General features: G+C 72.0%; 19 protein-coding genes and 1 riboswitch. Of the genes, 12 read left to right on the plus strand and 7 right to left on the minus strand.

Going from position 1 to position 24,269, the window contains the following annotated elements; genetic code table 11:
• Positions 1–15: 15 nt before the first annotated feature.
• The 6 genes from ABZ920_RS19970 (at position 16) to ABZ920_RS19995 (ending at position 7,252) form a co-directional block, all read left to right on the plus strand.
• Positions 16–1,332: an HD-GYP domain-containing protein gene (locus ABZ920_RS19970; protein ID WP_361506384.1), complete on the plus strand. Its 1,317-nt coding sequence runs from the start codon at positions 16–18 to the stop codon at positions 1,330–1,332.
• The gene (locus tag ABZ920_RS19975; protein WP_361506387.1) at positions 1,329–2,660 is read left to right on the plus strand and encodes an HD domain-containing protein; all 1,332 of its coding nucleotides are present in this window, start codon (positions 1,329–1,331) and stop codon (positions 2,658–2,660) included. The genes ABZ920_RS19970 and ABZ920_RS19975 overlap by 4 nt, the downstream gene beginning before the upstream one ends.
• Positions 2,661–2,752: 92 nt before the next feature.
• Positions 2,753–3,733: a hypothetical protein gene (locus tag ABZ920_RS19980; protein ID WP_361506390.1), complete on the plus strand. Its 981-nt coding sequence runs from the start codon at positions 2,753–2,755 to the stop codon at positions 3,731–3,733.
• An 85-nt stretch (positions 3,734–3,818) separates the two neighbouring features.
• Entirely contained in the window at positions 3,819–4,469 is a 651-nt protein-coding gene (gene def / locus ABZ920_RS19985; protein WP_361506393.1) for a peptide deformylase, read from the plus strand.
• Between the two features lie 294 nt (positions 4,470–4,763).
• Entirely contained in the window at positions 4,764–5,843 is a 1,080-nt protein-coding gene (cyc1, locus tag ABZ920_RS19990; protein ID WP_361506396.1) for an epi-isozizaene synthase, read from the plus strand.
• Positions 5,840–7,252 (plus strand): cytochrome P450, encoded by a 1,413-nt coding sequence (locus ABZ920_RS19995; RefSeq protein WP_361506399.1) that lies wholly within the window; start codon positions 5,840–5,842, stop codon positions 7,250–7,252. The genes cyc1 and ABZ920_RS19995 overlap by 4 nt, the downstream gene beginning before the upstream one ends.
• Before the next feature lie 136 nt (positions 7,253–7,388).
• Here ABZ920_RS19995 and ABZ920_RS20000 read toward each other — a convergent pair whose 3' ends face one another.
• Positions 7,389–8,351, minus strand: a complete 963-nt coding sequence (locus ABZ920_RS20000) for a helix-turn-helix domain-containing protein (protein ID WP_361506402.1) — start codon at positions 8,349–8,351, stop codon at positions 7,389–7,391.
• A gap of 93 nt (positions 8,352–8,444) precedes the next feature.
• On the opposite strand from ABZ920_RS20000, the gene ABZ920_RS20005 reads away from it, so the two are divergent.
• On the plus strand, positions 8,445–8,768 hold the full coding sequence (locus tag ABZ920_RS20005) for a hypothetical protein (RefSeq protein ID WP_361506405.1): 324 nt from the start codon (positions 8,445–8,447) through the stop codon (positions 8,766–8,768).
• On the opposite strand, the gene ABZ920_RS20010 is transcribed toward ABZ920_RS20005, so the two are convergent.
• From ABZ920_RS20010 to ABZ920_RS20030, 5 genes are all read right to left on the minus strand, one after another.
• The gene (locus ABZ920_RS20010) at positions 8,681–9,688 is read right to left on the minus strand and encodes a ribonucleotide-diphosphate reductase subunit beta (RefSeq protein ID WP_361506408.1); all 1,008 of its coding nucleotides are present in this window, start codon (positions 9,686–9,688) and stop codon (positions 8,681–8,683) included. The genes ABZ920_RS20005 and ABZ920_RS20010 overlap by 88 nt on opposite strands.
• A 62-nt stretch (positions 9,689–9,750) precedes the next feature.
• Positions 9,751–12,147, minus strand: a complete 2,397-nt coding sequence (locus ABZ920_RS20015; protein ID WP_361506411.1) for a ribonucleoside-diphosphate reductase subunit alpha — start codon at positions 12,145–12,147, stop codon at positions 9,751–9,753.
• Positions 12,148–12,290: 143 nt separating this feature from the next.
• Positions 12,291–12,393: riboswitch (cobalamin riboswitch) on the minus strand.
• Positions 12,394–12,659: 266 nt separating this feature from the next.
• Positions 12,660–14,288, minus strand: coding sequence for a monocarboxylate uptake permease MctP (gene mctP, locus ABZ920_RS20020; protein ID WP_361506414.1), 1,629 nt, complete (start codon positions 14,286–14,288; stop codon positions 12,660–12,662).
• Positions 14,285–14,557 (minus strand): DUF3311 domain-containing protein, encoded by a 273-nt coding sequence (locus tag ABZ920_RS20025; protein WP_361506417.1) that lies wholly within the window; start codon positions 14,555–14,557, stop codon positions 14,285–14,287. The genes mctP and ABZ920_RS20025 overlap by 4 nt, the downstream gene beginning before the upstream one ends.
• A gap of 271 nt (positions 14,558–14,828) precedes the next feature.
• A complete protein-coding gene (locus tag ABZ920_RS20030) occupies positions 14,829–15,593 on the minus strand; it encodes a GntR family transcriptional regulator (protein ID WP_361506420.1) in 765 nt (254 codons plus the stop codon).
• Positions 15,594–16,071: 478 nt separating this feature from the next.
• Between ABZ920_RS20030 and ABZ920_RS20035 the strand changes: the two genes are divergently transcribed.
• The 4 genes from ABZ920_RS20035 to ABZ920_RS20050 all read left to right on the plus strand — a co-directional run bounded on the left by ABZ920_RS20035 (position 16,072) and on the right by ABZ920_RS20050 (position 20,872).
• Complete coding sequence (locus ABZ920_RS20035) at positions 16,072–17,355, plus strand: extracellular solute-binding protein (RefSeq protein ID WP_361506423.1); 1,284 nt, start codon at positions 16,072–16,074, stop codon at positions 17,353–17,355.
• Positions 17,356–17,474: 119 nt separating this feature from the next.
• On the plus strand, positions 17,475–18,464 hold the full coding sequence (locus tag ABZ920_RS20040) for a sugar ABC transporter permease (RefSeq protein ID WP_361506426.1): 990 nt from the start codon (positions 17,475–17,477) through the stop codon (positions 18,462–18,464).
• Between the two features lie 5 nt (positions 18,465–18,469).
• Entirely contained in the window at positions 18,470–19,375 is a 906-nt protein-coding gene (locus ABZ920_RS20045) for a carbohydrate ABC transporter permease (RefSeq protein WP_361506429.1), read from the plus strand.
• A 9-nt stretch (positions 19,376–19,384) separates the two neighbouring features.
• The gene (locus ABZ920_RS20050; protein WP_361506432.1) at positions 19,385–20,872 is read left to right on the plus strand and encodes a glycoside hydrolase family 3 protein; all 1,488 of its coding nucleotides are present in this window, start codon (positions 19,385–19,387) and stop codon (positions 20,870–20,872) included.
• Between the two features lie 281 nt (positions 20,873–21,153).
• On the opposite strand, the gene nagB is transcribed toward ABZ920_RS20050, so the two are convergent.
• Positions 21,154–21,939 carry a glucosamine-6-phosphate deaminase gene (gene nagB, locus ABZ920_RS20055; protein ID WP_361506435.1) on the minus strand — a complete coding sequence of 262 codons (786 nt, stop codon included), beginning with the start codon at positions 21,937–21,939 and terminating at the stop codon, positions 21,154–21,156.
• Positions 21,940–22,790: 851 nt separating this feature from the next.
• On the opposite strand from nagB, the gene ABZ920_RS20060 reads away from it, so the two are divergent.
• Positions 22,791–24,257: a PAS domain-containing sensor histidine kinase gene (locus ABZ920_RS20060; protein ID WP_361506613.1), complete on the plus strand. Its 1,467-nt coding sequence runs from the start codon at positions 22,791–22,793 to the stop codon at positions 24,255–24,257.
• The last annotated feature ends 12 nt before the right edge of the window (positions 24,258–24,269 follow it).

The following is a 24,269-nucleotide window of genomic DNA, read 5'->3' on the forward strand; positions in this document are numbered from 1 at the left end:
CGGGGGAGGGGCGTCATGGAGGCTGTGCCACGGCGGGCACGCGCGTACGTCGTGTGCGCCGTGCTCGGCGTCCTGCCGTGCGTGGTGGCGATGCCGGCGCCGCGCACCCCCTGGTGGGTGATCGTCCTGCTCGCCGTGGTCTACGCCGCCGGCGAGCAGCTCGCCCGCCGGCGCTTCGGCGGGACCTTCTATCCGGTCCTGCTGGCCGCGGCCTTCCTGCTGCCCCCTGCCGCGGCCGCCCTCGTCCCGCTGCCGGGGGCCCTCCTCGCCCGGGCCGGCCGCCGGCCCGAGGCGCTGCGGCGCGTCTGGCGGGCGGCCCAGCTCTCCCTCGCCGTGTGGACGGCCGCCCGGGTGCACTGGGCGCTCGGCGGACGGGACGCCGTCATGGACTCCGACGTCCCCTACGCGCTCCTGCCCGCCGGGGCCGCCGTGGCGGCGTTCTGCCTGGCGCTGACGCTGCTGGACGGCGGGATCCTCGCGCTCGCCGAGCGCGTGCCGGTGCGGCGGGCCTGGCGGGGGCTCTTCCTGCGCTCGCTCGCGCCGCTGGCGGTGCACGGGCTCGCGGGGCTGATGATGGCCGTGCTGTGGCGCAGCCCGTACGGGCCGGTCGCCGCCCTGTTCGTCCTGCTGCCGATGTGCGTGTCGTGGTGGGTGTACGGGCAGTACCACCGCGAGCGGGCCGCCCACCAGGCCACGATCCGCGCGCTGGTCCAGGCCGTCGACATCAAGGACGGCTACACCCGCGGGCACAGCGAGCGGGTCGGTCAGGCCTCCGTCATGATCGCGCGCGAGCTGGGCCTGGACGACGAGCGCGTCGAGGTGCTGAGGTTCGCCGGGATCCTGCACGACGTCGGCAAGCTGGGGGTGCCCACCCGGCTGCTGCGCAAGGACGGCCCGCTCACCCCCGAGGAGCGGCGGGTCATCGAGCTGCACCCGGAGTACGGACACGAGATGGTGCGGGGCATCTCCTTCCTCGGGGAGGCCCGGTCGGCCATCCTGCACCACCACGAGCGGCTGGACGGGAGCGGCTACCCGTACGGGCTGGCGGGCGGTCAGATCCCCGAGTGCGCGCGGGTCGTGGCCGTCGCCGACGCCTTCGACGCGATGACGTCCACCCGCTCCTACCGCCGGGCCCGGCCGGTCCCGGCCGCGCTGGAGGAGCTCCAGCGATGCGCCGGCGCCCAGTTCGACCCGCGGATGGTCACGGCACTGGAGCGGGCGCTCGGCCGGCACGGCTGGCACCCGGCGGTCACCGCCGAGGAGGAGACGCCCGCGGTGCGGCGCCCCGTCCCCGGCGGCCGGCGGTCCGGACCGCAGGAAGCACGCCGATGACCCGGCCGGTCCCGGGATTCCTCATCCGCGCCTGCGCCCTCCTCCTCGCCCTCGTCTGCCTCGGGCACACCCTCTGGGGCGGACTCGAGGAACGCGGCGCCGCCCTCGCCTTCGGACTGCTCGTGCTCGTCGGGGAGCTCACCCGGTGGACCGGGGCCGACATGCGGGAGACCGCGCCGCTGGGGGCCGCGGGCGCGATGGCGTACGCGCTGCTGGGGGACGACGGCGGACGGCCCACCCAGCACGGTGCCTGCCAGGTCGTCGCCGTCGTGCTCGTCGCCTCCGTCCTCGGCAGCGTGCCGCACATCGCGCGGGGGCACAGCCCGTCGCTGGACCACCTGGTGCGGCGGACGCTCACGGTGGGCTTCACCGCCGTCTGCTTCCAGCCGCTGCACGACCGCGGGGTCTTCGGGACCTGGCAGGGAACCGCTTACACCGTGCTCGTGCTGGCGCTCCTCGGGCTCACCGCCCTGTGCGACGCCGTGCTCGGCGCCGCGCTGGCGCACAGCCGTACCCGCTGGCCGTTCGGCCCGCTGCTGCGCGAGGAGCTGCGGGGGCTGCTCGGGATCGGCTCGGCGGTGTGCGCGACGGGCGCCGTCATGGCCCTCGCGGTCGCCGTCGTCGGCCTGTGGGCCCTGCCCGTGTTCTGCCTGCCGCTGCTGCTGACGCAGCTGTCCTACCGCCGGTACGCCGCTGTGCGGGCCACCTACCGGCAGACCATCGCCTCGCTCGCCCGGGCCACCGAGGTCGCCGGGTACACCCCGGCCGGGCACGCCCGGCGGGTCGCGGCCCTCAGCCGGGCCGTGGGCCGCGACCTGGGCCTCGCCGAGCCCGAGCTGACCGTGCTGGAGTACGCCGCCCTCATGCACGACATCGGACAGCTCAGCCTGGTCGACCCGGTGCCGTCGGGGGCCACCGCCGCTCTGCCCGCCGAGGAGCAGCGCCGCATCGCGCTGCTCGGCGGGGCCGTCGTCCGGCAGACCGGGGTCGACCCGGCCGTCGCCGTGGTGGTGGAGCGGCAGGCCGACCCCTGCCGGGAACAGCCGCTGCCCGCGCGGATCGTGCGGACGGTCAACGCCTACGACGAGAAGGCGCGGAACGCCGGCCCGGGCGGGCCGCTGACGGCGCTGGAGGAGCTGCGGCTGGGCACCGCGGGCGACTACGCGCCCGAGGTGGTGGAGTCGCTGGCCCGGGTGCTCGCCCGGCAGGACGGCCCGGCCCGCTGGGAGTTCGGGCGGCCGCCCGGTGCCGCGGAGACGCCGGCCGAGGGCGGCGGGCGCCGGACCGGGCGGTCTGACGGTGCCCGGGGCTGGGTAACCCATGGGTAATGAGCGTCCTTCCAGCCGCACGTGGTTGGATGCCAAGGAAGGGTGTCCGGGGGCGAAGCCAGCCCACTGAACGGAACTGGCAGGCGGGAATCGTGAGGATCTTCGGCAAGGGACGGCACCGGCCCTCCGCCTCCTGGCGGCAGGCCACCGACCGGGCGTTCACCCTGATCGGTGACGGCCGGTACGAGGACGCGGGCGCGCTGCTGACGCGCGCGGCCGACCTGGAGCCCTGGCTGTCGGAGTCCTGGTTCAACCTGGCCCTGCTGCACAAGTTCCGGCACGACTGGGAGCAGGCCAGGGCCGCGGGTCTGCGGGCCGTGGCGCTGCTCGAGAAGGAGACCGGGGCGCCCGACTGGTGGAACGTCGGCATCGCGGCCACCGCTCTGCAGGACTGGCCCCTGGCCCGGCGGGCCTGGCAGGCCTACGGGCTCAAGGTCCCCGGCGGCGCGGCCGCGGCCGGGGAGCCGCTCGGCATGGAGCTGGGCAGCGCCGCGGTGCGGCTGTCCCCGGAGGGGGAGGCCGAGGTCGTCTGGGGGCGCCGGCTCGACCCGGCCCGGATGGAGGTGCTGTCCATCCCGCTGCCGTCCTCCGGGCGGCGCTGGGGCGAGGTCGTGCTGCACGACGGTGTGCCCCACGGCGAGCGGACCACGGCCGCCGGGCACACCTACCCCGTCTTCGACGAGATCGAGCTGTGGGCGCCCTCGCCCGTGCCCACCTGGGTGGTGCTGCTGGAGGCCGCCACCGAGGCCGACCGGGACGCCCTGGAGCAGCTCGCCGCCGACGCCGGCTTCGCCGCCGAGGACTGGTCGTCCTCCGTACGGCTGCTGTGCCGGATGTGCTCGGAGTCGCGGATGCCGTCCGACGAGGGCGACGGCGAGCACCTCGACCCGCACGACCACAGCGAGCCGGGCCAGCCGGGTCCGCTCGGCCACCGCACGGACGGTCAGCTGTGGGTGCCCGAGCGGGAGTGCGGCATCGCGGCGCCCTCCTCGCTGGTGCGGGGCCTGCTGGACGGCTGGGTCGCGGACAGCCCCGACTCCAGGGACTGGCGGGACCTCGAAGAGGTCTGCTGAGGCCTGCCGGACCCCGGTGCCGGGCCGCCCCCTTTAGGCTGTACACGCGAAGTTTCTCAGGCTTGCAGGAAGGCATACGTCGGTCATGGCGCAGCAGGACACCGATCAGCAGCACGCGGGCGTGCTCCCCGTCGACGACGAGGGCTACGTCGTCGACACGGAGGACTGCGAGGAGCGCGAGACCGCCTGGCGCGAGCGCGGCACCTCGCGGCCGATCACGGTCGTCGGGAATCCGGTGCTGCACAAGGAGTGCAAGGACGTCACCGAGTTCGGCGACGAGCTGCAGCAGCTGGTCGCCGACATGTTCGCCAGCCAGCGCACCGCCGAGGGCGTCGGGCTCGCCGCCAACCAGATCGGCGTCGACCTGAAGGTCTTCGTCTACGACTGCATGGACGACGAGGGCGTCCGGCACGTCGGCGTGGTCTGCAACCCCAAGCTCGTCGATCTGCCCGCCGACCGGCGCCGCCTGGACGACAGCAACGAGGGCTGCCTGTCCGTGCCGACCGCCTACGCGCCGCTCGCCCGCCCCGACTACGCCGAGGTCACCGGCCAGGACGAGAAGGGCAACCCGGTCAAGGTGCGTGGCACGGGGTACTTCGCGCGGTGCCTGCAGCACGAGACCGATCACCTGTACGGCTACCTCTACATCGACCGGCTGTCCAAGCGCGAGCGCAAGGACGCCCTGCGGCAGATGGCCGAGAACGAGCCCCGCTACCCCGTCGTCGCCAACGACTGAGGCGCGGGACGGCAGTCGGGGCGCGAGAGCCCCGTTCACACGGCGCCCGGCCGGGAACCTCCCGGCCGGGCGCCGTGCGTGTGTGCAGTCGTATTCGATTCTTTGTGCGCCTTCTCGATTCATAATCAGCCACACATCAGGATATTCTCGGCACCGGGGGATGGTCATTGGAGCAAATCCGTTCCCACAGTGGTCAGTTGTGGTGCTGAATGGTGAGTGCGGGGAATATGCGACGGCGCGCGCCCGGCACGAGACCAGGGGTGAGCGCCACCGGCGGCTGAGAGGGGTTTGTTCGTGCCAGCTTTCCCACACAGCACCACATCGACGGCGGTCGCGGTCCCACCGTCACTCGCTCTTCCGGTGATCGAGGTCGCGTTTCCCAGGCGACTGCATCCGTATTGGCCCAGGCTTCAGGAGAAGACCCGCTGCTGGCTGCTCGAAAAGCGGCTGATGCCGGCGGACAAGGTGGAGGAACACGCCGACGGCCTGTGCTACACCGACCTCATGGCGGGGTACTACCTCGGGGCCCCGGACGAGGTGCTCCAGGCGATCGCCGACTACAGTGCGTGGTTCTTCGTCTGGGACGACCGCCACGACCGCGACATCGTCCACGGCCGGCCCGACGCATGGCGGCGGCTCAGGCTGGCGCTGCACACGGCCCTGGACTCACCCGGGGCGCACCTGCACCACGAGGATCCCCTGGTCGCGGCCTTCGCGGACAGCGTGTCGCGGCTGTACTCGTTCCTCCCGCAGACGTGGAACGCCCGCTTCGCCCGGCACTTCCACGCGGTGATCGACGCCTACGACCGGGAGTTCCGCAATCGCACCGAGGGCGTGGTCCCCACGGTCGGGGAATACCTCGCGCTGCGCCGGCTGACCTTTGCCCACTGGATCTGGACGGACCTGCTGGAGCCGAGTGCCGGCTGCGAACTCCCCGACGCCGTGCGGAAGAATCCGGCATACCGCCGACCGGCACTGCTGAGTCAGGAATTCGCCGCCTGGTACAACGACCTGTGCTCCCTTCCCAAGGAAATCGCCGGCGACGAGGTGCACAACCTCGGAATCAGTCTCGTCAAACACGAGGGAATGAGTCTGGAGGCGGCCATCGCCGACCTCCGCCGACGGATCGAGGAATGCATATCCGAATTCCTGGACGCCGAGCGGGAGGCATTGCTCTTCGCCGACCGGCTCGCGGACGGAACGGTACGCGGAAAGGAACTGAGCGGCGCGGTCCGGGCCTGCCTCGGCAATATGCGGAACTGGTTCAGCTCGGTCTACTGGTTCCACCACGAGTCCGGCCGCTACATGGTCGACAGCTGGGACGACCGGTCCACGCCCCCGTACGTCAACAACGAAGCGGCAGGTGAGAAATGACCGTCCATTCTTCCGCCACGTCCCCCTCTCCCGAACCGGGAACGGCCCCGCCGCAGGACGGCCCGCGGGAAGCGGCGCCGGAGCTGCGCGAGCCGCCCGTCGCCGGCGGCGCGGTCCCCTTCCTCGGCCACGGCCTGAAGCTGGCCCGCGACCCGCTGGCCTACATGTCCCAGCTGCGCGACCACGGCGACGTCGTGCGCCTCAGGCTCGGCCCCAAGACGGTGTACGCCGTCACCACGCCCGCCCTCACCGGGGCGGTGGCGCTCAGTGCCGACTACATCATCGCCGGCCCGCTGTGGGAGTCCCTGGAGGACCTGCTCGGGAGGGAGGGCGTGGCCACGGCCAACGGCCCGCTGCACCGGCGCCAGCGGCGCACCATCCAGCCCGCCTTCCGGCTCGACGCCATCCCCGCCTACGGGCCGATCATGGAGGAGGAGGCGCACGCCCTGGTCGCGCGCTGGGCCTCCGGGGAGACGATCGACTGCACCTCGGAGTCCTTCCGGGTCGCCGTCCGCATGGCGGCCCGGTGCCTGCTGCGCGGCCAGTACATGGACGAGCGGGCCGAGCGGCTGAGCACGGCGCTGACCACCGTCTTCCGGGGCATGTACCGGCGGATGGTCGTCCCGCTCGGACCGCTGTACCGGCTGCCGCTGCCGGCCAACCTCAAATTCAACCGCGCTCTGGCCGATTTGCATCTCCTCGTCGACGAGATCGTCGCGGAACGGCGCGCATCCGGTCGGAATCCGGACGATTTGCTGACGGCATTGCTGGAGGCGAAGGACGACAATGGCGACCCCATCGGGGAGCAGGAGATCCACGACCAGGTCGTCGCGATACTCACCCCCGGCAGCGAAACGGTGGCATCCACCGTCATGTGGTTGCTCCAGGCACTTGCCGAGCACCCCGAACACGCGGACCGCATCCGGGCCGAGGTCGAAACCGTGACCGGTGGTCGGCCGGTCGGATTCGACGACGTCCGCAGGCTCACGCACACCAACAATGTCGTCGTCGAGGCGATGCGCTTGCGGCCGGCCGTATGGGTATTGACCCGGCGCGCGGTCACGGACACCGAGCTCGGCGGCTATCGCATTCCGGCCGGTTCGGACATCATCTACAGTCCGTACGCGATCCAGCGCGATCCGCGATCCTATGCCGACCACCTCGCATTCGATCCCGACCGGTGGCTTCCCGAACGCTCCAAGGACGTACCGAAATACGCGATGCGCCCGTTCAGCGTGGGCAACCGCAAGTGCCCCAGCGATCACTTCTCCATGGCGCAACTGACCCTCATCACGGCGGCGGTGGCGCGTGGTTACCGCCTGGAGCCGGCCCCCGGCTCGGACGGCGCGCCCCGGGTGGGCATCACGCTCCGTCCGCACCGGCTGCTGCTGAAGCCCGTGCCGCGCTGACGCCTCCGGGCGCCGGGGCGCGCCGCGCGGCGGTCCGCTCCGGCGCCCGCGGCGCCCGAGGGCGCGGCCACGCCGCGGTCCGGTGCGGCTACGGGAGCGGTGCGCCGCACCGGCGGTGGGCGCCTCCGGCGCGCGGTCAGACGGCCTCGCGGCCGCGGAACGTGCGCCGGTAGGTGTTCGGGGTCGTCGCAAGCACCCGCACGAACTGATGGCGCAGCGCGGCCGCCGTGCCGAGCCCGGTGCGGGCCGCGATCGCGTCCATCGTCTCGTCCGTCGCCTCCAGCAGCTCCTGCGCCAGCAGCACGCGCTGGCGCAGGAGCCAGCGGTAGGGGGTCGTCCCCGTCTCCTGCAGGAAGCGGCGCGCGAAGGTGCGCGGCGACATGTGGGCACGGGCCGCCAGTTGCTCGACGGTGACCTCCTGATCGAGGTGCTCCTCCATCCAGACGAGGACCTCGCCCACGGTGTCGCACGAGGACTTGGGCAGCGGCCGCTCGATGTACTGGGCCTGCCCGCCGTCGCGGTGCGGCGGCACCACCATGAGCCGGGCGATCCTGTTGGCGACCTCGGGCCCCTGCTCCTTGCGCACGATGTGCAGACAGGCGTCGATACCGGCCGCGGTGCCCGCGGAGGTGATCACGGGGTCCTCGTCGACGTACAGCACGTCCGGCTCGACGACCGCCCGCGGGAAGCGCTCGGAGAGCTCCCGCGCGTGCAGCCAGTGCGCCGTGCAGCGCCGCCCGTCCAGCAGCCCGGCCGCACCCAGCACGAAGACGCCCGAGCAGACACTGAGCACCCGGGCGCCCCGCGTCACGGCCCGGCGCAGCGCGTCGAGCAGTTCGGGCGGATAGCTGCGGGAGGTGTAGGCGTCGCCGGCCGGCACGGCGATCAGGTCGGCCTCCTCCAGCCGCTCCAGACCGTGCGGCGTCGACAGCGTGAACCCGCACTGGCTGGCCAGGGTGGGTCCCTCGGCCGAGGCGACGGCGAAGTCGTACACCGGAAGCCCCTCGTCGCTGCGGTCGTTGCCGAAGACCTCGCAGACGACACCGAGTTCGAAGGGCTGCACACCGTCGAGGACAACGGCGGCCACGTTCTTCAACATGCCGCCAGTGTGCCGTATGACTGGCAGGAATTCGAGGGACTACGGCAGTCCTGCCACTCCCGGTCAGGAGCACTCGACCCGACAGTGGTGTCCATGGATACCAACCAGCTGCAAGGACTCATCGGAATGGCCGTCGTCGTCGGGCTCCTGGCCTTCCTGGTCGCCCCGTCCGTGATCGGCATCGCGCACGACCGGCGCGTCGACCGGCGGATCAGGGAGGCCGAGCGGGCCAGGCAGGCCCGGGCCGCCTCCCCGGGCGGGACGGCGGGCGGGGACGGCGGGACCCGGGCGGCCCGCGGGGACCGGGGCGCCCGGGAGACGGAGAGGAGTCAGAAGTCCTCGTCCAGCTCGACCGTGCCCTCCACCGCCACCTGGTACGCCGAGGGACGCCGCTCGAAGAAGTTGGTCAGTTCCTGAACGCCCTGGAGCTCCATGAAGGAGAAGGGGTTCTCGGAGCCGTACACCGGAGCGAAGCCCAGACGCACCAGGCGCTGGTCGGCGACACACTCCAGGTACTGCCGCATCGAGTCGGTGTTCATGCCCGGGAGGCCGTCACCACACAGGTCGCGCGCGAACTGCAGCTCGGCCTCGACGGCCTCCCGCAGCATGCCGGTGACCTGCTGCCGCAGCTCGTCGTCGAACAGCTCCGGCTCCTCCTTGCGGACGGTGTCCACCACGTCGAACGCGAACGACATGTGCATGGTCTCGTCCCGGAACACCCAGTTGGTGCCGGTCGCCAGCCCGTGCAGCAGGCCCCGGTTGCGGAACCAGTAGACGTACGCGAAGGCGCCGTAGAAGAACAGGCCCTCGATGCAGGCCGCGAAGCAGATCAGGTTGAGCAGGAAACGGCGCCGGTCCGATGCCGTCCGAAGCCGGCCGATCTCCTCCACCGAGTCCATCCACCGGAAGCAGAAGCCGGCCTTCTCGCGGATGGAGGGGATGTTCTCCACCGCCGCGAACGCGGCCGCGCGGTCCTCCGGATCGGGCAGGTAGGTGTCCAGCAGGGTCAGGTAGAACTGGACGTGCACGGCCTCCTCGAAGAGCTGACGGCTCAGGTACAGCCGCGCCTCGGGGGAGTTGATGTGCTTGTAGAGCGTCAGCACCAGGTTGTTGGCGACGATCGAGTCACCGGTGGCGAAGAAGGCCACCAGGCGGCCGATGAGGTGCTGCTCGCCCGGCGTGAGCTTCGCGAGGTCGGCCACGTCCGAGTGGAGGTCGACCTCCTCCACGGTCCAGGTGTTCTTGATGGCGTCCCGGTAGCGCTCGTAGAAGTCGGGGTAGCGCATGGGGCGCAGGGTCAGCTCGAAGCCGGGGTCGAGCAGGTTCTGGGATGTCATGACAGTCGGCGCGGGGCGCCGTCCTCCAAACGGGGTGGGTGTCGTCGGGTCGCGGCGGGACGTCACTGGCAGGCGTCGCAGGACTCGGGGTCCTCCAGGGAGCAGGCGACCGCGTCCGGGTCGGCGACCTGCTGCGCGGGCACGGGGACGTGGCCGCGCGCCTGCGTCCCGGCGGCGCGGGCGATGCGGGTCGCCGGGCGGGAGCGCAGGTAGTACGTGGTCTTCAGGCCCTGCTTCCAGGCGTAGGCGTACATCGAGGAGAGCTTGCCGATGGTCGGCGTCTCCATGAACAGGTTCAGCGACTGGGCCTGGTCCAGGAACGGCGTACGGGCCGCGGCCATGTCGATCAGTCCGCGCTGCGGGATCTCCCACGCCGTGCGGTACAGCCGGCGGACGTCCTCGGGGATCCAGGTGAAGTCCCGCACCGAGCCGTTCGCGTCGCGCAGCGCCTCCCGGGTGCGGGCGTCCCACACGCCGAGCTCCTTCAGGTCCTGCACCAGGTAGGAGTTGACCTGGAGGAACTCCCCGGAGAGGGTCTCGCGCTTGAAGAGGTTGGAGACCTGCGGCTCGACGCACTCGTACGCACCGGCGATCGACGCGATGGTCGCGGTCGGGGCGATGGCGAGCAGCAGCGCGTTGCGCATCCCGACGGCCGCGATGCGCTCGCGCAGGGCCGCCCAGCGCTCCGGCCAGGTGAACTCCACGCCGTAGTGGTCGGGGTGGAGGACGCCGCGGGCGGCTCGGGTCTTCGGCCAGGCCGGCAGCGGGCCGTTGCGCTCGGCGAGATCGGCGGAGGCCTCGTAGGCGGCGAGCATGACACGCTCGGCGATGCGGGTGGACAGCGCCTCGGCCTCGGGGGAGTCGAAGGGCAGGCGCAGCTTGAAGAAGACGTCCTGCAGGCCCATCGCGCCCAGCCCCACCGGACGCCAGCGGGCGTTGGAACGGGCGGCCTGCCCGGTGGGGTAGTAGTTGATGTCCACCACGCGGTCGAGGAAGGTGACGGCCGTGCGGACGGTGGCGTCCAGCCGCTCCCAGTCGAGGTCGCCGGTCGCCGGGTCGGCGAACGCGCCGAGGTTCACCGAGCCCAGGTTGCACACCGCCGTCTCCCCGTCGTCGGTGATCTCCAGGATCTCCGTGCAGAGGTTGGAGGAGTGGATGACGTGGCCGGGCTCGGCCGTCTGGTTGGCGGTGCGGTTGGCGGCGTCCTTGAAGGTCATCCAGCCGTTGCCGGTCTGCGCGAGGGTGCGCATCATGCGGCCGTACAGGTCACGGGCCGGCAGGGTCCTCCTCGCCAGCCCGGCGGCCTCGGCCGCACGGTAGGCGGTGTCGAACTCCTCGCCCCACAGGTCCACCAGCTCCGGGACGTCCGACGGCGAGAACAGCGACCACTGACCGTCGTCGGCGACCCGGCGCATGAACTCGTCGGGGATCCAGTGCGCCAGGTTGAGGTTGTGCGTGCGGCGGGCGCCCTCGCCGGTGTTGTCGCGCAGCTCCAGGAACTCCTCGATGTCGGAGTGCCAGGTCTCCAGGTACACCGCGGCAGCACCCTTGCGCCGGCCGCCCTGGTTCACGGCGGCGACCGAGGCGTCCAGCGTCTTCAGGAACGGCACGATGCCGTTGGACAGGCCGTTGGTGCCGCGGATCAGCGAACCCCGGGCGCGGACGCGGGAGTAGGAGATGCCGATGCCGCCGGCGTGCTTGGACAGGCGGGCGACCTGGTGGTAGCGCTCGTAGATCGAGTCCAGCTCGTCCACGGGGGAGTCGAGCAGGTAGCACGAGGACATCTGCGGGTGCCGCGTGCCGGAGTTGAACAGGGTGGGGGAGGAGGGGAGGTAGTCCAGGCGGCTCATCAGCCCGTACAGCGCGGCGACTTCGTCCACCGACCGTGGGGTGTCGTCCTCGGCGAGACCGGCGGCGACGCGCAGCATGAAGTGCTGGGGCGTCTCGATCACCTTGCGGGTGAGCGGGTGCCGCAGCAGGTAGCGGCTGTGCAGGGTGCGCAGGCCGAAGTAGCCGAAGCGGTCGTCGGCGGCCGGGTCGGCCAGCGCGTCGAGGCGCTCGGCGTGCAGGCGCACCAACGCGGCGGTCCGGTCGGCGATCAGCCCCTCCCGGTGGCCGACGGCGACGGAGGTGGTGAAGGACGTGACCCCCTGGGAGGCGGCCTCGGCGCGGATGCCGACGGCGAGCAGGCGGGCGGCCAGCTTCGAGTAGGCGGGGTCCTCGGGGATCAGGCCGGCGGCGGCCTCCGTGGCCAGCTCGCGCAGTTCCACGGTGATCTCGGAGGCGGTGCGCGCGGACCGGCCGCGCAGCGCGGCGGCCGCGACCCGGCCGGGGTCGGCGTCGGGCAGGTCGGCGGTCAGCTCCGTCAGGGTCCGCAGCAGCGCGGCACCGGGGCCGCCGGAGTCGCTGTCGGTGTCGGCCGGTGTCGCTGCGGCCGGACCGGCTGGCGTGATGGTCATGTGGGGCACTCCCTCGCTCGGCACGGGGCCTCGCCGGGGGCAGGGGGCAGCACACGAACGCACGCGGCGTCGCGTCCACCGGCCCATTCCACGAGGCCCGGACGTCAGGCACCCGGACCGGACGGCCGGGCGCACTGTCGGCAGGTCCTCGGACTGACGCTCGCACGGGCCCGCCTGGACGAGGACATGGGTGGGCGCGCGCGAGTACACCGTTGCGGGACAGTTCCGGATTCGCACCGGATTCCCCTGCGGCGACAGCGAGCATGAGCATACATCTTGTGCCGGACGAGGGAGAGGCCCCCACATGTTGTGCCGCGGTGGCCCTGCAGTGTGCCCGAGCGTCAGCAGGTGAGTGAGCAGCGTGACATCGTCCGCGTCCGGCGCCGGGTCGTCCACGCGGTGCGCGCCCCGTCCCCGCCCCGGGCGGATACGACGACGGGCCGCCGGAATGCTCCGGCGGCCCGTCGGCCTCCGGGCGGCTCACCGTGCCGCCCGCTCCACGCCGCGGCGGGTCAGTGCGCCGCTCCGGCCGTGGCCGGCGGCAGCTCGACCTCCACGCCCGGGTCGCCCGCGTCCGCCGTGTAGTCCTCCGGCCGGGTCTGGTCGACGCCCTCCGGAGCCTTCACCGCCTTCAGCACGAAGGTCAGGACGACGGTGACGACGACGTTGAGCACGAAGGCCGTCAAACCGATGTAGCCGATCTCTCCGATGCCCGGGATCTCCTCCGCCGAGCCGCCGAAGTGCTTCTGCGTCGGCGAGGCCACCCCGTAGGCGGCCACCGTGCCGTACACCATGCCGACCGCCCAGCCGCCGAGCAGCGCCCAGCGGTGGAACCAGCGGGTGAACAGGCCGCCGACCAGCGCCGGGAAGGTCTGCAGGATCCAGATGCCGCCGAGCAGCTGGAAGTTGATGGCCACCGTCTTGTCCATGGTCAGGACGAAGACCAGGGCGCCCACCTTCACCAGCAGCGACACGATCTTGGAGACCCGCGTCTCCTCCTTCGGCGTGGCGTCCGGCTTGATGAAGTCCTTGTAGATGTTGCGGGTGAACAGGTTCGCGGCCGCGATCGACATGATGGCCGCCGGCACGAGCGCGCCGATGCCGATCGCCGCGAAGGCCACGCCGGCGAACCAGTCCGGGAACATGGTCTCGAACAGCTGCGGGATGGCGAGCTGCCCGTTCTGCACCTTGATGCCGGCCGCGATCGCCATGAAGCCCAGCAGTCCCAGCAGACCCAGCATCAGCGAGTACAGCGGCAGGATGGTGGTGTTGCGCCGGATCACGTCACGGCTGCGCGAGGACAGCGTCGCGGTGATCGAGTGCGGGTACATGAACAGCGCCAGCGCGGATCCCAGGGCCAGCGTGGCGTACGTCCACTGGCCCGCCTCGGCGGGGGCCAGGGCGCCCCGCGGCTTGCCCGTCGCCGGGTTGGTCTGCGCGAACGCGTCGCCCGCCTTGGCGAAGATGTCGTCGAACCCGCCCAGCTTGATCGGGATGTAGATGATCGCGACCGCGATGACGATGTAGATCAGCGTGTCCTTCACGAACGCGATCAGCGCGGGCGCGCGCAGACCCGACGAGTAGGTGTACGCCGCCAGCACGCCGAAGGCGATCAGCAGGGGCAGGTCCTTGACGAACCAGTTGGTGTTCTCGCCACCGCCGACGCCCATCACGTCCAGGACGGCCTGGATGCCGACCAGCTGGAGCGCGATGTACGGCATCGTCGCCAGGAGGCCGGTGACCGCCACGGCCAGCGACAGCCCCTTGGAGTCGAACCGGCCGCGCACGAAGTCCGATGTCGTCACGTAGCCGTGGCGGTGGGACACCGACCACAGGCGCGGCAGGAACGTGAAGATCAGCGGGTAGACCAGGATCGTGTAGGGCACCGCGAAGAAGCCCGCCGCGCCCGCCGCGTAGATCGCGGCCGGTACCGCCACGAAGGTGTAGGCGGTGTACAGGTCGCCGCCGAGCAGGAACCACGTGATCCAGGTGCCGAACGACCGGCCGCCGAGGCCCCACTCGTCGAGGCTGTGCTCGTTGTCGGCCCTGCGCCAGCGGGCCGCCAGGAAGCCCATGACGGTGACGGCCAGGAAGAAGAAGATGAAGACGCCGAGCGCGACGCCGTTGACGCCGTCCTTCATTCCGCCGCACCGCCCTTCCGGGAGACGCGGGCGCGCTGGTCACGCTGCCACAGCTGGTAGGCGACCATGGTCAGCGCCGTGGAGATGAGCACCCAGAGCATCTGGTACCAGTAGAAGAACGGGATGCCGATGAAGGCCGGGTCCACCTTGGCGTAGGAACCCACCCACAGCATCGCCACGAAGGGCGCGAGCAGGCAGAGGGCGATGACGACGCGCACGGGCGTCACCACCGCCGCTCCGGTTCCGGTTGTTCTTGGGGCATCTGACATGTGGCGGCTCCGTCCCCTCGCTGATCACCTGTGCAGTGCGCAGGCAATGTAGGTGACGGTCTCCCGCGAACGGAACCCCTCGGCGGTATATCGGTCCCCAACAGCAACAATGCCGCCGCAGGTGAGAGCCCAGGGGCGCGGAGGCGGCCCCGGCCGCGGCGGGTTCCGGCGCCGCGAGGGGGCACGGGCCGCGGCGGGTCGGGTCCCGCGGCGGGACCCCGGCTCCGGCCGGTTCCGCTTCCGGATCCGGTCCCGGTTCCGGATCCGCCGCCTAGTCGGCGGGCCGCTTCAGCCGCGCGACGAACTTGTAGCGGTCCCCCCGGTAGACCGAGCGCACCCACTCCACCGGCCGGCCCTCCCGGTCCAGCGAGTGCCGGGACAGCATCAGCATGGGCAGGCCCACGTCGGTGCCGAGCAGCCCGGCCTCCCGGGGGGTGGCCAGGGAGGTCTCGATGGTCTCCTCGGCCTCGGCGAGGCGGACGTCGTAGACCTCGGCGAGCGCGGTGTACAGGGACGTGTACTTCACCAGGCTGCGCCGGAGGGCCGGGAAGCGCTTCGCTGACAGGTGCGTCGTCTCTATGGCCATCGGCTCGCCGTTGGCCATGCGCAGCCGCTCGATGCGCAGCACGCGTCCGCCGGCGGTGATGTCGAGCAGGCCGGCGAGCCGGTCGTCGGCGGTGATGTAGCCGATGTCCAGCAGCTGGGAGGTCGGCTCCAGCCCCTGCGCGCGCATGTCCTCCGTGTACGAGGTGAGCTGCAGCGCCTGGGAGACCTTGGGCTTGGCGACGAAGGTGCCCTTGCCCTGGATGCGTTCGAGCCGGCCCTCCACGACGAGTTCCTGCAGGGCCTGGCGCACGGTCGTGCGGGAGGTGTCGAACTCGGCCGCCAGCGTGCGCTCGGGCGGGACCGGGGTGCCGGGCGGCAGCGTCTCCGTCATGTCGAGCAGGTGCTTCTTCAGGCGGTAGTACTTGGGCACGCGCGCGGTGCGGACGGTCGTCCCACCCTCGTTCTCCGCACTGCTGACCTCGGTGCTCATGCTCCGCCTTCCCGGCTCCAGTGCCGAAGCGGCCGACATCCCATCGGCCCCGGCCCACATCGTGGCACGGCTTCGTGTGTCGGGCGGCCACCCGCACGCTCCGTGATCTCCTCTGTATACCCCCGTGACCCCTGATGGTCTAGTCCATAGGTGGCCACGGGACAGTGGTACAGGCCGTCGCGGGGGGTGGTGGGACGCCGGAGGGCGGGTCGGCACGGGGGAGCCAGCGCTTCCGTCGCAGCGGAAGGAAGCCGTCCGTTCTGTCGCATCGGCAATGAAAGGTCCCTGCATATCGCGGTCCCGTAACGGACCGGCGGAGCGTGTCGGCGCACCCTTGACAGCCCAATTGGTCTGGGCCAAGCTCCCCGTACTGGTCTACACCATTGGTCCAGGTCCCGGCCCCACGGGCGGTATGCACGGGCAGGCCCAGCTCACCGCGGGGAGGCAGGGGGTTTGAGGCATCCCTGAGGAGGGTGGCGTGAAGCGCAAGCTGGTTGCCGCGATCGGTATCGCGGGCATGATGGCCTCCATCGCGGCGTGCGGGAGCGATGACGGCGAGGGATCGGGCAAGGGCGGCGCGGACGCCAAGGAGCTCACCGTCTGGCTCACCGTGGACGCGCAGAACAACTGGCCGGAACTGGTGAAGGCCGCCGACGACGCGGTGCAGAAGAAGCACCCGGGCGTCAGAATCAAGCACGAGTACTACGGCTGGCCGGACAAGAACACCAAGCTGGACGCCGTCCTCGCCACGGACAAGGCACCCGACGTGGTCGAGATGGGCAACACCGAGATGCTCGGCTACATGGTCAAGGGCGCCTTCGCCCCCGTCGACCCGGCGGCCTTCGACAACTCCGGCGCCTGGCTGGACGGCCTCAAGGCGTCGGTGACGTACGAGGGCAGGACCTACGGCGTGCCGTACTACGCGGGCGGCCGCGTCGCCAACTGGCGCAAGGACGTCTTCGCCTCGGTGGGCGTGAAGACCGCCCCGAAGACGTACCCGGAGCTGACCGCCGCCCTGGACAAGGTCCAGAAGAAGGAGGGCGGCAAGTTCAACGCCTGGTACCAGCCCAGCCGGGACTGGTACGCGGCCATGTCCTTCGTCTACGACGCCGGCGGCTCCATCGCCGAGGAGGAGGGCGGCAAGTGGAAGGCCAACCTCTCCTCGCCCCAGTCCCTCAAGGGCCTGAACGAGTACCGCAGGGTGCTCGACTCGTACATGCACGGCGACAAGACCAAGGACGAGTCCGACCGCTACATCGTCTACGGCCAGGGCAGGTCCGGCATGATCTTCGCCGCCGCCTGGGAGGGCGCGACCGCCGAGGACCCGAAGAACGACAAGACCGGCAAGCTCAAGGGCAACCTCGAGAACTTCGTGATGCCCGGCCCCTCCGGCAAGAACATGCCGGTCTTCCTCGGCGGTTCGGACCTCGCCGTCCCCGTGAGGTCCAAGGCGCAGGCCCTCGCCGCGGAGTGGATCAACGCCCTCACCGGCTCCGCCGGCCAGAAGGGCCTGATGGCCAAGGGCAACCTGCCCAACAACAAGACCGACCTCGCGACGCTGAAGAACGACCCGAAGACGGCCGTCCCGGCCACCGCGGCCGAGTCGAACTGGTTCGTCCCGATGGCCCCCGGCTGGGGCCAGGTCGAGAAGGCCCAGGTGCTGCAGACCATGCTGCAGAACATCGGCACCGGCAAGAAGTCGGTCGAGGCCGCCGCCAAGGAGGCGGACGCCGCGATCGACAAGGTCATCAACACCAAGTGACCTGAGCGCAGGGTCCCGTCTCCGTCCGGCTCCTCCCCCGGACAGCGGGGCCCTGCTCCCCGTACGACCGTGCGGGGCCTCGCCTTCGTACGACCTGAGGGACCGCTGAGGAGCGCGCGATGAGTGCCGCAGACACGACCACCCCGGCCAAGGTGCCGCCGCCGCGGCAGGCGCCGCCACCCCCCGGCGCCGCCCGCGCGCCCCGCAAACGACGCGCCTCGAAAGGGGCCGCGGTCCCCTGGCTGCTGCTCGCGCCCTGTCTGCTCACCCTCGCCCTGGTCATGGGCTATCCGCTGCTCCGGCTGGTCACGCTCTCCTTCCAGACGTTCGGCCAGTCGCAGCTGTGGGGGTTCCGGCCGGCCGAGTCCGCCGGCTTCGCCAACTTCTCCAAGGTGCTCGGCGACGGCCAGTTCTGGGCCGTGGTGCTGCGCACCATCGTCTTCGCGGCCGGCGCCGTCGTCCTCACGATGGTCGCCGGCATGGCGCTGGCCCTGCTGCTGCAGCGGGTGTCCGGCTGGCTGAAGGTGCTCATCAACATCGTGCTGGTGGCCGGCTGGGGCATGCCGGTCATTGTCGCCACCACCGTCTTCAAGTGGCTGTTCGACTCCGACTACGGCGTCCTCAACGCGCTCCTCAGCAAGCTGCCCGGGGTGCGGATGATCGGCCACAACTGGTTCGCCAGCGGTCCCGAGGGCCTGGCCGTGATCATGCTGCTGGTGGTGTGGGGCGCCGTGCCCTTCGTGGTGATCACGCTGAGCGCCGGCCTGACCCAGGTGCCCAGGGAGCTGGAGGAGGCCGCGCGGCTGGACGGCGCCGGCTCGTGGGGGGTCTTCCGGCACGTCACCCTGCCGATCCTCAAGCCGATCGTCGTGATGCTCACGACCCTGTCGGTGATCTGGGACATGGGCGTCTTCCCGCAGGTGTTCGTGATGCGCAACGGCCATCCCGAGGCGGAGTTCCAGGTCCTCAACACCTATTCCTACGACCGCGCGTTCGTGGTCAACGACTACGCGCAGGGCTCGGCGATCGCCCTGCTCACGGTACTGCTGCTGCTCGGCGTGGTCGCCGTCTACATGCGCCAGATGCTGAAGATCGGGGACGTGGAATGAGCAGCGTGAGCAGTACGACCGGCGTGACCCGCACGGCCGGCACGACAGGCGGGACGGGCACGCCCGGCCGGAGCACCGCCCCCGCACCGGGCCGCCGCACGTCCAGGCTCGGCTGGAACCTCCTCGGTCTCGTCGTCTTCGTGACCGTGGGCTTCCCCCTGTACTGGATGCTCAACACGGCGTTCAAGCCCGCCAAGGACGCCATCGACCCGGACCCGAGCCTGCTGCCCACCGGCGTCACGTTCGCCAACTTCCGCCGGGCGCTGGACATCGCCGACTTCTGGGGGCCGGTCGGGCGCAGCCTGGCCGTCTCCGTGGCGGTGGTCGTCATCGGCATGGCCGTCGGCCTGCTGGCGGCCCTGGCCATCTCCCGGTTCGCCTTCCGCGGCCGCAAGCTGGTGATTGTCGGCATCCTGGCGGTGCAGATGGTGCCGCTGGTCGCCATGATCATCCCGGTCTTCCTGCTGCTCAACGACCTGGGTCAGTACGACAAGCTGACCGGAATCATCGTCACGTACCTGACCTTCATCCTCCCCTTCACGGTGTGGACGCTGCGCGGCTTCATCGTCAACATCCCCCGCGAGCTGGAGGAGGCCGCCATGGTCGACGGCTGCTCCCGCACGGGCGCCTTCCTCCGGGTGGTCTTCCCGCTGCTGGCCCCCGGAATGGTCGCCACCTCGGTGTACGGCTTCATCCAGGCGTGGAACGAGTACCTGTACGCCCTGATGCTGCTGAGCCAGGACCACCAGACCGCGACCGTGTGGCTCGGCAACTTCACCACCAAGCACGGCACCGAGTACGCCCCGATGATGGCCGGCGCCACGATGATGGCCGTGCCGATCGTCGTCCTCTTCCTCCTCGTCCAGCGCAAGATGGCCGCGGGCCTGACCGCGGGCGCCGTGAAGGGATAACGCCACCCGATGACGACATTCGCCAGCGGCACCGACACACTCACCCGCGACGCGCTGACGGTCCTCCAGCCCGGCTTCCCCGGCACCACGGCCCCCGACTGGCTGCTGCGCCGGCTCGGCGAGGGCCTGGCCTCGGTCGGCCTGTTCGGCCGCAACATCGCCTCGCCCGGCCAACTGTCCGCGCTCACCGCCCGGTTGCGCGCCGAGCGCGACGACGTCCTGGTCGCGATCGACGAGGAGGGCGGGGACGTCACCCGCCTGGAGGTGCGCACCGGCTCCTCCTTTCCCGGCAACCACGCCCTGGGCGCGGTGGACGACGTCGAGCTGACCCGGCGGGTCGCCCGCGAACTCGGCCGCCGCCTCGCTCAGTGCGGGGTCAACCTCGACTGGGCACCCTCCGCCGACGTCAACTCCAACCCCGCCAACCCCGTCATCGGCGTCCGCTCCTTCGGTGCCGACACCGACCTGGTCGCCCGGCACACCGCGGCCTACGTGACGGGCCTGCAGTCCGCGGGCGTCGCCGCCTGCACCAAGCACTTCCCCGGGCACGGCGACACCGCCGTCGACTCCCACCACGCGCTGCCGCGCATCGACGTGGACGCCTCCGTGCTCCAGGCACGCGAACTGGCCCCGTTCCGGGCAGCCGTCGCCGCGGGCACCAAGGCCGTGATGAGCGCGCACATCCTGGTCCCGGCGCTCGACCCGGACCGCCCCGCCACCCTCTCGCACGGGGTGCTGACGGACCTGCTGCGCGGGCAGCTGGACTACGAGGGCCTGATCGTCACCGACGGCATGGAGATGCAGGCCATCGCCGGCACCTACGGCATCGAACGGGGCAGCGTCCTCGCCATCGCCGCCGGCGCCGACGCGATCTGCGTGGGCGGCGGCCTCGCGGACGACGAGACGGTGCGCCGTCTGCGGGACGCCCTGGTCGCCGCCGTCCGCGCCGGCGACCTGCCCGAGGAACGGCTGGCGGACGCGGCGGAACGGGTCCGCGCGCTCGCCCGCTGGACGGCCGGGGCCGCAGGCACGGCGGACGGCACCGCCGCGGACGGCGAGGTCGGCCTGCTGGCGGCCCGGCGTGCCCTGGCGGTGACCGGCGCGGAGACCTTCACCCCGCTCACCGCCCCGCCCTACGTCGCCGCGCTCACCCCCGTCGCCAACATCGCGGTCGGCGACGAGACGCCGTGGGGCGTGGCGGCGGAGCTGGCCCGGCTCCTGCCCGGTACCCGGACGGGCAGCTTCGCCGGGGAGGAGGCGGGGCACGCGGCGCTCGCGGCGGCCGACGGCAGGCGCGTGGTGGCCGTGGTCCGCGACGAGCACCGGCACCCCTGGATGGCGGCCGCCCTCGACATCCTGCTGACGGCCCGCCCCGACACGATCGTCGTCGAGATGGGCGTCCCGCAGGCGGCCCCGCGCGGCGCCCTCCACATCGCCACCCACGGCGCGGCCCGGGTCTGCGGCCGCGCGGCGGCCGAGGTGATCGCGGGCGGGTGAACGGACACGGTACGAAGGCGCCCCGACACGGAACGAAGGCGCCGGCCGCCCCCGATGGGACGGCCGGCGCCTTCGTCGTCCGGCGGGCGAGCGGGCCGGCCCCGGCCGTCCGGATCAGCCCGGCGTCGCGGGGTCCGGCACGCCACGTCCGCCGCGTTGCCGTCGGTTGCCGGGCCCCGCGTCGGCGCCCCCCTCCGCCTCGCGGCCGCACGCGCCGGACCCCGCCCGGGTGGGCCGGGAGGCACCGCGCGCCGGGGCCGGCCCGATCCGGACGGCGCGGGCTAGATGCCCTGCCACTCCGGCTTGTTGGCATAGGTGTGGCGGAAGTAGTCGGCGAGCTTCAGCTTGGCGGCGGCGGCCTCGTCGACCACGATCGTGGCGTGCGGGTGGAGTTGCAGCGCCGAGGCCGGGCAGACGGCGGCGACCGGGCCCTCGACGGTCGCGGCGACCGCGTCGGCCTTGCCCTCGCCGGTGGCCAGCAGCACCAGGTGCCGCGCCTCCAGGATCGTCCCGATGCCCTGCGTGATGACGTGGTGCGGCACCTGGTCCACGTCGCCCTCGAAGAAGCGCGCGTTGTCGATCCGGGTCTGCTCGGTCAGCGTCTTGATCCGCGTCCGCGAGGCGAGCGAGGAACACGGCTCGTTGAAGCCGATGTGCCCGTCGGTGCCGATCCCCAGCAGCTGCAGGTCCACCCCGCCGGCCTCGGCCAGCGCCCTGTCGTACGCCTCGCACGCGGCCTGCACGTCCCCGGCGGTGCCGTCGGGTCCCAGGAACGCCTCCATCGCGATCCCGAGCGGCTCCAGCACCTCCCGGCGCAGGACGGAGCGGTAGGACTCCGGGTGGTCGGCGGGCAGCCCCACGTACTCGTCGAGCTGGGCGATCCGCGCGCGGGACGTGTCCACGGCGCCGGAGCGCACCTTCGCCGCCAGGGCCTCGTAGACGGGCAGCGGAGTGGAACCCGTGGCCACGCCCAGCAGGGCGGCGGGCTTTCGCCGCAGCAGCCGCGCCATGGCCTCGGCGATGAGCTCGCCGCCCCCTCTGGCGTCCGGAACGATGACAACTTCCACGCTGGGCCTGCCTATCCGAGGAGAGCCGAGAGGAGGACCGGACCCGGTGACGGGGGGCCGGGTGGTTTAGACCAATCTAGCAGAGCGGCCCCTCGCGGCGCTCTCCTCGTAGCCCTGTCACCGCGGTCGAAACGCCTTGTTCCGCGCGGCGGTGAACCCTCGCTCGCGTCCACCCGGCGCGGCGGACCGGGCGAGGCCGCGGGCCCGGCGCCGAGGACGTCCGGGAGGGGAGGCGGCCCGTCGGCGTCGAGGCCGCCCGCCGGCGCCGAGGCCGGCGCGCTCGTGCCTGCGCGGGCGCACTGATGCACAGGCGCGCGACGGCGCGGGCCGGGAGGAACCGGGGGCACTCGCGGAAATCGCCACGGCCATCCGGCCCCACGGCCGACCCGGGCGGGCTAGGCTGCTGTCCGGTGGGGTGCCGGAGTGCCCCGCCGGTCACCGGGCCGGACCCGTCCGGGCGCGGTGGGCCGATGAAAAGCGACGACGGACACCCCTCGCTCATGGACAGGCCGAGTGGTCTAGTCCACAATTGAGGGAGTCCTGAACAGCGGACGCGCGCGGCACGTCCCGCACGCCAGTGAACGCACCAGCCTCCGTCTTCCCCGCACAGGAAGGCGGATCGAGGAACCGGAGCTCTCTGCCCTGACTGCCCCGGCTCCTCATCCTTCGGCCGACCGGGACCGCACACCCCACGGCCGTTGTTGCTCCGGGCTGCGGTGCCGGGAGGGTTGAGGGTCCCTCCCAGGCGCCGCGGCCCGCGGGTGCCTCCCGCCCGGCCCGCGGACGCCTCCCGCCCCCGCCGGTTTCGGACCCCGGCCGGACCCCCGGGTACGCTCGCAGACGTGCCCTCCATGAACGAACTCGTACGCCAGCACACCGCCCTCGACGACTCCGACCTCGAGTGGCTCCACCTGCTGGTCTCGGAGTGGCAGCTGCTCTCCGACCTCTCCTTCGCCGATCTGGTCCTGTGGGTCCCCACCCGCGACGGCACGCGCTACGTCTCCGTCGCCCAGATGCGGCCGAACACCGGCCCCACCTCCTACCAGGACGACATGGTCGGCCACCTCGTCCCGCGCGGCCGCCGGCCCATGCTGGACGCCGCCCTCGACGAGGGCCGGATCGTGCGGGAGGGCGACCCGGAGTGGCGCGAGGAGGTCCCGGTCCGCGTCGAGTCGATCCCGGTGCGGCGGGAGGGGCGTGTGCTCGGCGTCATCGCCCGCAACACCAACCTGCTCACCGTCCGCACCCCGAGCCGGCTGGAGCTGACCTACCTGCAGAGCGCCTCCGACCTGGCGCAGATGATCGCGGCCGGTGCCTTCCCCTTCCCGGACCAGCAGGTCGACATGGACGCCTCACCCCGGGTCGGCGACGGCCTGATCCGGCTCGACGCGGACGGCACCGTGCAGTACGCCTCACCGAACGCCCTCTCCGCCTACCACCGCCTCGGCCTCGCCTCGGACCTCGTCGGGCACCACCTCGGCATGACCACCGCCGAACTCGCGCCGTCCCGGGCGCCGGTGGACGAGGCGCTGGTCAAGGTGGCCAGCGGCTGGGCGCCGCGCGAGTTCGAGATCGAGGCCAACGACGGGGTGATCCAGTTCCGGGCGATACCGCTCAAGCCCAAGGGCACGCGCATCGGCTCGCTGGTGCTGCTCCGGGACGTGACGGAGCTGCGCCGCCGAGAGCGGGAGCTGATCACGAAGGACGCGACGATCCGGGAGATCCACCACCGGGTCAAGAACAACCTCCAGACCGTGGCGGCCCTGCTGCGGCTGCAGGCCCGGCGGATCGAGTCGGAGCGCGGCCGCGAGGCCCTGGAGGAGGCGGTACGCCGGGTGGGGTCGATCGCGATCGTGCACGAGACGCTGTCGCAGAACCTGGACGAGCGGGTGGAGTTCGACGACATCGCCGACCGGGTGCTGTCCATGGTCGCCGAGATCTCGCCGGGCAAGGTCACCGGCCGGCGCAGCGGCCGGTTCGGCATCCTGGACGCCGAGGTGGCGACCCCGCTGTCGATGGCGCTGACCGAGATCCTGCAGAACGCCCTGGAACACGGCTTCCGCCAGGGCGAGACCGGCACCGTCGAGGTCTCCGCGGTGCGCGGCGGCACCACGCGCGAGGCGCGCCTGCTCGTCACCGTGCAGGACGACGGCATCGGCCTGCCCGAGGGTTTCGACCCGCACCGCTCCGGCAACCTCGGCCTGCAGATCGTGCGCACCCTGGTCGAGGGGGAGCTGGGCGGCAGCTTCGACATGGTCGCCGCCCCGGAGCGCGGCACCCGCGTGATCCTCGACATCCCGGTGCAGGCGCACAAGTAGCGTGCGGGCAGG

This window comes from Streptomyces sp. NPDC046831 (genome assembly GCF_040645305.1).
Lineage (GTDB): Bacteria > Actinomycetota > Actinomycetes > Streptomycetales > Streptomycetaceae > Streptomyces.

Coding starts and splice junctions, on each gene's coding strand:
- ABZ920_RS19970 (WP_361506384.1), top strand. CDS start 16: ATGGAGGCTGTGCCACGGCGGGCACGCGCGTACGTCGTGTGCGCCGTG.
- ABZ920_RS19975 (WP_361506387.1), top strand. CDS start 1,329: ATGACCCGGCCGGTCCCGGGATTCCTCATCCGCGCCTGCGCCCTCCTC.
- def (WP_361506393.1), top strand. CDS start 3,819: ATGGCGCAGCAGGACACCGATCAGCAGCACGCGGGCGTGCTCCCCGTC.
- ABZ920_RS19995 (WP_361506399.1), top strand. CDS start 5,840: ATGACCGTCCATTCTTCCGCCACGTCCCCCTCTCCCGAACCGGGAACG.
- ABZ920_RS20000 (WP_361506402.1), bottom strand. CDS start 8,351: ATGTTGAAGAACGTGGCCGCCGTTGTCCTCGACGGTGTGCAGCCCTTC.
- ABZ920_RS20005 (WP_361506405.1), top strand. CDS start 8,445: ATGGATACCAACCAGCTGCAAGGACTCATCGGAATGGCCGTCGTCGTC.
- ABZ920_RS20010 (WP_361506408.1), bottom strand. CDS start 9,688: ATGACATCCCAGAACCTGCTCGACCCCGGCTTCGAGCTGACCCTGCGC.
- ABZ920_RS20015 (WP_361506411.1), bottom strand. CDS start 12,147: ATGACCATCACGCCAGCCGGTCCGGCCGCAGCGACACCGGCCGACACC.
- mctP (WP_361506414.1), bottom strand. CDS start 14,288: ATGAAGGACGGCGTCAACGGCGTCGCGCTCGGCGTCTTCATCTTCTTC.
- ABZ920_RS20025 (WP_361506417.1), bottom strand. CDS start 14,557: ATGTCAGATGCCCCAAGAACAACCGGAACCGGAGCGGCGGTGGTGACG.
- ABZ920_RS20030 (WP_361506420.1), bottom strand. CDS start 15,593: ATGAGCACCGAGGTCAGCAGTGCGGAGAACGAGGGTGGGACGACCGTC.
- ABZ920_RS20040 (WP_361506426.1), top strand. CDS start 17,475: ATGAGTGCCGCAGACACGACCACCCCGGCCAAGGTGCCGCCGCCGCGG.
- ABZ920_RS20050 (WP_361506432.1), top strand. CDS start 19,385: ATGACGACATTCGCCAGCGGCACCGACACACTCACCCGCGACGCGCTG.
- ABZ920_RS20060 (WP_361506613.1), top strand. CDS start 22,791: ATGAACGAACTCGTACGCCAGCACACCGCCCTCGACGACTCCGACCTC.